The sequence below is a fragment of the Tenacibaculum sp. AWR4_210 genome (assembly GCF_056160945.1).
In genome coordinates, this window is record NZ_JBSWYF010000022.1 from 1 (window position 1) to 7,270 (window position 7,270).

General features: G+C 40.5%; 3 protein-coding genes. 2 read left to right on the forward strand and 1 reads right to left on the reverse strand.

Going from position 1 to position 7,270, the window contains the following annotated elements; all coding sequences use genetic code 11:
* A partial coding sequence (locus ACXAG7_RS19770; protein ID WP_476667899.1) for a beta strand repeat-containing protein occupies window positions 1-3,286 on the reverse strand: 3,286 nt, incomplete at its 3' end.
* A gap of 261 nt (window positions 3,287-3,547) precedes the next feature.
* Here ACXAG7_RS19770 and ACXAG7_RS19775 point away from each other — a divergent pair.
* Together ACXAG7_RS19775 and ACXAG7_RS19780 are read left to right on the forward strand one after the other, a co-directional pair.
* Window positions 3,548-6,607, forward strand: a complete 3,060-nt coding sequence (locus tag ACXAG7_RS19775) for a protein O-mannosyl-transferase family (RefSeq protein WP_476667900.1) — start codon at window positions 3,548-3,550, stop codon at window positions 6,605-6,607.
* 9 nt (window positions 6,608-6,616) lie between these two features.
* Window positions 6,617-7,270 (forward strand): class I SAM-dependent methyltransferase (locus ACXAG7_RS19780; protein ID WP_476667901.1); only part of this gene is annotated, 654 nt, incomplete at its 3' end.

Sequence of the window (7,270 nt, forward strand, 5' to 3'; positions counted from 1 at the left end):
TCAAACTCAAGGTATGTCCGCTTAAGGTCAAATCTTGGTTATCCGTATTATCTAGATACTTCGCTAAGTCAACAGTTTTTGCGTTTCCTGAAATGCTCAACGTGTTTGTTGCCAAACTCAACTCCTGATTATCGGTATTGTCGGCATATTTTGATAAATCAATACTCGTAGCATCGTTGGTCAAGCTCAAAGTGTTTCCGCTTAAAGTCAAGTCTTGGTTATCGGTTCCGGTTCCGTCTTGGAGACTTGCCAAATCGATGGTGTTTCCGTTAGCAATACTCAATTTTGTTCCGGTGAAGCCAAGTGTTTGTGCATCCGTATTATCTAAATACTTCGCTAAGTCAACAGTTTTTGTGTTCCCTGTAATGCTCAACGTGTTTGTTGCTAAACTCAATGCCTGGTTATCGGTATTGTCCGCATATTTTGATAAATCAATACTCGTAGCGTCATTGGTCAAACTCAAGGTATGTCCGCTTAAGGTCAAATCTTGGTTATCCGTATTATCTAGATACTTCGCTAAGTCAACAGTTTTTGCGTTTCCTGAGATGCTCAACGTGTTTGTTGCTAAACTCAACTCCTGGTTATCGGTATTGTCCGCATATTTTGATAAATCAATACTCGTAGCGTCGTTGGTCAAACTCAAGGTATTTCCACTTAAAGTCAAATCTTGGTTATCGGTTCCTGTTCCGTCTTGGAGACCTGCCAAATCGATGGTGTTTCCGTTGGCTATGCTCAATTTAGTTCCGGTGAACCCAAGTGTTTGTGCATCCGTATTGTCTAAATACTTCGCTAAGTCAACAGTCTTAGCATTCCCTGAAATGCTCAAGGTGTTTGTTGCTAAACTCAATGCCTGGTTATCGGTATTGTCGGCATATTTTGATAAATCAATACTCGTAGCGTCATTGGTCAAACTCAAAGTATTTCCGCTTAAAGTCAAATCTTGGTTATCCGTATTATCTAGATACTTCGCTAAATCAACAGTTTTTGCGTTTCCTGAAATGCTCAACGTGTTTGTTGCTAAACTCAATGCCTGGTTATCGGTATTGTCCAAATATTTAGCTAAACTAATACTCGTAGCATCGTTGGTTAAACTCAAAGTATTCTCCGTCAATCTTAAATCTTGATTATCGGTTCCTGTTCCGTCTTGCAAACTTGCCAAATCGATAATATTTCCGTTGGCTATGCTCAACTTCGTTCCGGCCAACCCGAGTGTTTGTGCATCCGTATTGTCTAAATACTTTGCCAAATTAATCGTCTTCGCGTTCCCTGAAATGCTTAACGTATTAGTTGTTAATTTTAACTCTTGACTATCTGTATTATCCAAGTACTTTGTTAAACTGACCGTGGTAGCATCATTAGTCAAACTCAAGGTATTCCCTGACAAACTCAAATTTTGATTATCGGTATTATCCGCGTATTTTGACAAGTCGATACTCGTTGCATCGTTGGTCAAACTCAAAGTATTCCCTGACAAGGTCAAATCTTGAGCATCTGTATTATCCGCGTATTTTGACAAATCGATACTCGTTGCATCGTTGGTCAAACTTAAAGTATTCCCTGACAAGGTCAAATCTTGAGCATCTGTTTGATTTACCCAACTAATGGTTCCTGCTCCATCGGTAACCATAACCTGATTGGCTTTTCCATCGGCGGCGGGCAGGGCAACACCACTAGCACTTGAACCTTTCCAAGCGCTACCATCCCAAGCAAATAGTTGTTTGATTTCCGTATCGTATACTACCATCCCTATATCGGAGCTTACTAAACTACTGGCAAGCGTGGTACGCTGTGCTGTGGTTAGTCTGTTTAATTGTAATCCTTTATTAGTTCCGGACAACTCCAAGGCAGCTTTGGTATTTGGACTATTGGTTCCTATCCCCACACTTAACGGATTGGTAGCTCCCCCTAAAACCATCGTATTTGCCGTACTCGCTACTGCAGCATTTCCGATAGCCACCGAATTATTACCACTTACAGTAGCTCCGTAACCGATAGCAATATTACTCGTGGCATCGGGAGCTCCTCCTGAATTATCAATCTCATCATTTGATTGTGCTCCTGCACCAATTACTATGGCTCGATTATTTTTTACCACGGTATTGGCTCCTATGGCTACGGACTCACTATTATCTACAGTCACTGAAGGCCCTATTCCTACTGAGTTTGTTTGTTTGATGTTTGCCTGATGTCCGATTCCTACCGAATAATCTGCATTATCACTTGCTTGAAACTTGTATCCCATCATCACGGCTCCATCAGCAGACAATAAATCACTTTCATTACCGATTCCTACGGAATAGCGTCCTCTGTTATAGGCATGATATCCCATGATTACGACATCGTTGTTCGCTGCCACAGTTGCCGATCCTATAAAAATCGTTCTATTTCTTCGGGTACTTGGCGAACCGTCAAAATTATTCGACCCCCATCCTGTTGCTGATTGTTGGGTAAAACCACTCATGGCTCCCAATCCAACATTGTCTTCTCCTTCTCTGTTCTCCGCTCCTGACTGGTACCCTACATAGGTATTTCTGTTTGCGTTGTGTATCGAGTTGGTACGATTGTTATCCCAACCTGATCGTGCCCCTACAAAGGTATTGTAATCAGCATGTTCCGTTGCTACTCCTGCAGCGGCTCCTAACATGGTATTGTACTTTCCTGCTCCAATATCAATTGCTGAAGAATCTCCGATCGAAGTATTGTGATGTCCTGTTCGTACATCACTCATCGCTTCACTTCCGACAGCGGTATTTCGATATCCTGTCTCTGCCGATATTCCAGCTTCGTTTCCAATAAAAACTTGTTTATAACCAGTAGTATTTGACATCCCAGCATCTTCTCCAATAAACACATTTTCATATCCAGTAGTATTTCGAGTTCCTGACTCTTCCCCCACGAAGGTATTATCATATCCTGTGGTATTGTATTCTCCTGATTCAGTTCCTATGAAGGTATTATCCCCCCCTGTTGTCGTATGACGTCCAGACTCAAAACCTATAAATGTATTATCAAATCCAGTGGTATTTAAGTGACCTGCGTAGTACCCGATAAAAGTACTTTCACTAGTCGTGGTATTCTTACCGGCTGCAAATCCTAAAAAGGTTGAAAATCTCGCAGTGGTCAGAGCAGATCCTGTACTATCTCCATACAGCGTATTAAAGTTACCAGAGGTTAATTTAACTCCAGACCCCTGCCCGGAAGTTTCATTTAAAAGTTGTGCCTGTACAACTACATTGGCCAACAGTAATAGCAAAATAAATAGGCTATTATTTAAAGAGGTTTTCATGGGTAATAAATTTATCGGTGAACTTTCCGAATCGTCTCATGCGCAACTTTAAGCGCGATTTACAAACGAGAAACCGGGAATGCTTCACTTGTGTCCGACAAAACTAGTTCGAGAAAAGGTGTTTTTCCTGTTTTACACCTATACAAACGGCTATACAAAAACAAAACAACCACTGATTACCAACACCTTAACACACTACCTAATCTAAACCGACTCCCAATTTCAAATTTTGACTTGATTAATACCGTATCTTTGAATCCAATGAAAAACAGGAATTTTATACCGTGGATTTTGTTCGTTTTTAGCTTTGTAGTCTATGCGATCTGTGCTCCCAATTCAATCACTTTTTGGGACAGTCCGGAGTTTATTGCTAGCAACTACAAACTACAAGTCACCCATCCGCCAGGAGCTCCTTTGTATATGTTACTTGCCAATGTTATCATTACAATAAGCCCTATCAATTCCATTGCTCTTGTATGTAATCTTATTTCGGCCTTCTTTGGCGCTATAACAGTTGCAGTCGTTTATCTGATTAGCCGTAAAATCGCATATCGACAGCTCACTAAAAAAATATCAAATCCCCCCCAATGGTTACCAGAAGCTTGTGGCATAGTGGCCAGTTTAACACTGGCCTTTATTCACAGTTTTTGGGTAGCCGCAACCGAAGCAGAAGTATATACCTTATCCTTTTTGTTTATGGTAGTATTATGGTATACGGCCATTATCTGGACAGAAACCGAAAATCCGTTAAAAGCGCAACGCCTATTGGTACTCATGTCGTTTTTAATAGGCCTTTCTTCCTGCGTACACCTTATTAACATCTCTATAAGTATCCCTTTATCGGTACTGTTTGTTACAAAACGACGAACTATTTCGCTAAAAAACTTACTACTAAGTCTTGTTATTGGGATTGCCTTGTTTGTATTTATCTACGGATTCTTGATACAAGGATTTCTGACCTTGGCCATCAAAGTTGACAGCTACTTGGTAAATCAACAAACATGGAGTGTCAATTCCGGGTTGGTAGTACTCTACCTCAGCACGCTTGCTATACTGCTTTTTACTTCTTGGTACAGCTTAAAAAAACAATATCGAACTACCTTATTAATTAGTACTTGCTTGTTCTTTTTTTACGTAGGTATTAGTCCTTATGGTAGTAGTATACTAAGGGCAGCTGCAAAAACCCCCATTTCCAACAATCCTGCTAACAGTATTGCTTTGTTGCGTTATCTCAGAGCAGAACAATTTGGAATCAGTGCAGTACCCTTGATCAAAGGTGCTTATTTCAATGCTCCGCTCGATAAAAACCAACCGCTACTGCACGGGAAGCCTCGAGTTATTTACGATGTAGCAACCAAAAAATACATCGAAGTTGACAATGGTAGCTTCAACCGTGAAAACTACGCCCCTGAATTTTCTAGTTATTTTCCTAGAATGTACAGCCGTAAACCTGCTGACATAACCGGATACAATTCGTGGACTGCGATAAAAGGCACTCCTGTAAGCTATACCATACAGGGAAAAACAGAAAGCTTACGGAAACCTACCTTTTCTGAAAATCTTAGTTTTTTCTACAACTATCAAGTAAACTGGCTGTATCTACGGTATTTATTCTGGAACTTTATTGGGCAACAAAACAGCTTTAAAGGAAATGGGACCATACTCTACGGTAACTGGAGCAGTGGTATTACTTTTATAGATGCACAGCGATTGGGAAATGCTTCGGCAAGGCCTCAACATTTTAAAAACGACCCGAGTAACGATGTTTACTACGGTATTCCTTTAATTATCGGTTTTTTAGGATTGCTATCACTGCGTAAAACCCCGATTCATTTTTACAGTTCCTTACTCTTCTTTTTTACTTTTGGTTTAGGCATCACACTCTATGTGAATCCAACACCCACTAGTATACTGATCCGAGAACGCGACTATATTTTTATAGGATCCTTTATTCCTTTTTGTATTTGGATTGGTCTTGCCATTATTCCGTGTTATTTGCAATTGTCACTCATAAAAAAACACAGCATTCGTTTAGGAGCACTCACCCTGCTGTTCGCACTTGTCGTTCCTTTACAGCTATTACTCAAAGGGTGGGACAATCACAATAGAACTGAAATCAATTTTCCTAGAACCTTTGCAAAAAGCTATCTTGACTCCTGCCCTGCAAATAGTATCCTGATAACGAATGGTGATAATATGACTTTTCCGCTGTGGTATTTACAAGAGGTTGAAAATTACCGAACCGATGTGCGCGTTATCAATTACGATCAGCTCACTCTCGCTTGGTACTTAGAGAAACTAAAATCCACACAAAACAAGGCGAAAAAGCTGACTTTTACACTTCCAAAGCAGCTTTATCAAAAAGGTCCACAACACCTATTACCGCTTCAAAAAGAAACTAACAAGGCCGTTGACCTCACCACGCTATTTGATTTTTTATCGAGTCCTAACACTGCGATTTCTTGGAATGGCAAACAGCAACACTACCTTCCTTCAGATGTTTTTTCCATTGCTATTGACAGCGCTGCATTTTCCGATAGCTATCACCCCCAATATGACAAGTTCAAACACCTAAAAACCATCACTTGGAAATACAGTAAAGCGTTTTATGCAATCAATGACTTGAGCATACTCAACATCATTCAGAACAACCTGCACAAAATGCCAATTGCCTTTGCACTCAACGGAGCTACTTCACATTTTGTAGGCCTACAAGCGCACACCATTCAACACGGAATGGTAGCCTTACTCGCACCTATTCAAACCAAAGCTCCCGGATACAATCCCAAACTCGTAGATACGGACAATTCACTTTCTGTGATGGTAAACAAGGCCAACTATAAAGCTCCGAGTTCCGAACATCCGGTTATTGGTTTCGAGCAACTGAACTACACACAGCAAATACTGAGGCGTAATTATTATTTTCTAGCGCAAGCACTATTGGAAGAAGGTAAAAACGAAGCGGCTTTACGTACCCTAGATTATTGTTCACAGGTATTTCCGAATAGCACTGTCCCCTTTAAGCAATATGCCTTTGCTTTAGGGAAACTGTATATCAAAGCAGGAAAATTAACACAGGGAAAAGACATTTGTACCCAAGCGATCCGAAATATCAAAGAAGAATTGATTTGGATTACAGCAGTACATCCTGAGCATCCTATTATCAATGTACAATACGCCACAAGATTACACGGTATGTATGAACAAATGCTACAACAATATACCTCTTTAGTACCTCAAGCATCGGGGCAGCTAAAAAAGGAATACCATCAAGTAACTGCTACTTTTCAATCGTGGCACCAAGTTCATTGGCCTTATTAAATTTTCACCATGCTATACTCTACCGAAGTCACCTCCTCTAAAATTATCTCGGACACACCACTGTATGCCCGTACCAGAAAAGCTTACGAAATAGTACAACCCTGGATCGCTGGCAATACGCTAGAAATAGGTTGTGGTGAAGGCTATGGCATTGACATATACAAAGAAAACACGAGCTCGTTAACGCTTATCGACAAATCGTCACAGGCAGTATCGCTACTTCGACAAAAACATCCTAAGGCATGCGTTATCAAGAAAAGGGTTCCTGAACTTACGGGGATTCCAGACAATAGTTTTGATTCAATTATTGCATTTCAAGTAATTGAGCACCTCGACAATGATCGCTTATTCTTAAACGAAATTCACCGGGTACTAAAACCAGGAGGAAAAGCCTATATCACCACTCCCAACAAATCAAAAACAATTGTTTCAAATCCTTGGCACTACAGAGAATACAACTTAAATGAGCTCAACAGCTTGTTGGCTGGTACTTTTGGCAAGTTCGACATCAAAGGAATTAAAGGGAATGCCATCACTGATGCCTACTATGCTAACAACAAGGCTTCTGTTACCAGGATACTTCAGTTCGACCTACTCAAATTGCATCGAATACTTCCTGACACTTTGCTAAAAGTGCCCTACGAGCTACTCAATCGCATCAAC